Annotated in this window: 2 protein-coding genes; both read right to left on the reverse strand. The window is 35.5% G+C overall.

Annotated features, from left to right (window positions below; translation table 11 throughout):
• Window positions 1-305: 305 nt before the first annotated feature.
• The gene (locus B147_RS0110285; protein WP_020587117.1) at window positions 306-500 is read right to left on the reverse strand and encodes a hypothetical protein; all 195 of its coding nucleotides are present in this window, start codon (window positions 498-500) and stop codon (window positions 306-308) included.
• A 15-nt stretch (window positions 501-515) separates the two neighbouring features.
• On the reverse strand, window positions 516-1070 hold the full coding sequence (locus B147_RS28095) for a deaminase (RefSeq protein WP_033397191.1): 555 nt from the start codon (window positions 1068-1070) through the stop codon (window positions 516-518).
• Window positions 1071-1218: the final 148 nt, after the last annotated feature.

A 1218-nucleotide genomic window follows, 5' to 3' on the forward strand; every position in this document is an offset into this window, starting at 1 on the left:
AACAGAATTTATGCACTCAAAAAGCATTTATTGATATAAAAAAACCGGACAAGATAATTGACGCGAACCGGACAAAGTAATTGACATTTGATAAGGGATAGACGTCTTGAAACAAAGGCTTTTGGGGGCATTTACAGCAATAGCAACGGCTTTGGGAACAGGATGTCGGGAGTTCATTTAATGTTCTATTAAATTGATTCTAGCGGATCAGGTTTTTATTAATATTTTTTCTAAAACATGAAAAAGGCAGACCAACAAGTATGATACTGCCTTAACATGATTTGAATTGAGGAGTATTTTAAGGTTTATGTCGTTTTATTTGTAATGAAACCATTGTTGGGTATTATAGCACCCTTTCTGGATAAGTAGTCAAGAGCTGTTGCTGTCGCACTTCTCATTTGTGAAGAGTGGTTACGAAGATTTGTCTCTGCTTGAGTCCCTAAGCTTTTAATCTCCAGTAATTGTTCCTTTGATTTATTAAAGCTTTGTTGTTTTTTCATGATCATTCCTTATTTTTAATCGCCATTTTCCAAGGTTTGTTCATCTTTTTGAATAAGACCTGTTATGCTCATAATATTTATATATTCTAAATTGGCTGTATTCTCAACATGTGTTTCACCTGTTTTTCTGGATCTTGGAAGAACATTAATTGCAAATTTGGGAAATTTCGACTGTTTTGATTTTGAATTTACGATAAATTTACCATTTTTATCTTTCCGATCACCTCGTAACGCAAAAAAATCATGAAATCTGTGTGGAGATATACCTTCATAATGAATAAGCATCACTTTTTCTCCAGAACATTTTTCGGTTTCAGCCCCAACTATAATAGCATCGGAATGTAGTTCCAAGCCTAAACTTTTCGGATAAGGCTCCATAAAAAAAACTTTTTCGATACCTGCACCAATGATGTGTTTTGTGCAGTTATGACAAGGTTCTGTCGTTACATACATTGTTGCCCCAAGTGTCGAACCTGTAGCGGATCTTGCAACACTCAACAGTGCTTCCATTTCAGCATGGGTCGCCCTGCAATATTCAATGACCTCACTGAATGGTGAATCTTTAATCAATGATTTAACGGATTCAGTTTGCTCAGAATTTAAGTTTAATTCACTCTTAATATTTTTTGGCTATGTTCCCTTTAATAGTTGAAATTGCTCCAATGAGATACTCAGCAAAGATTCTGGCAATATACCTGGGCGCTGCTCAAGTGAACGC

The sequence above is a fragment of the Desulfobacter curvatus DSM 3379 genome (genome assembly GCF_000373985.1).
GTDB classification, from domain to species: Bacteria; Desulfobacterota; Desulfobacteria; order Desulfobacterales; family Desulfobacteraceae; genus Desulfobacter; species Desulfobacter curvatus.

Bases quoted from the DNA above. Each gene is read 5' to 3' on its own strand.
- B147_RS0110285 (WP_020587117.1), bottom strand. From the start codon at position 500: ATGAAAAAACAACAAAGCTTTAATAAATCAAAGGAACAATTACTGGAG.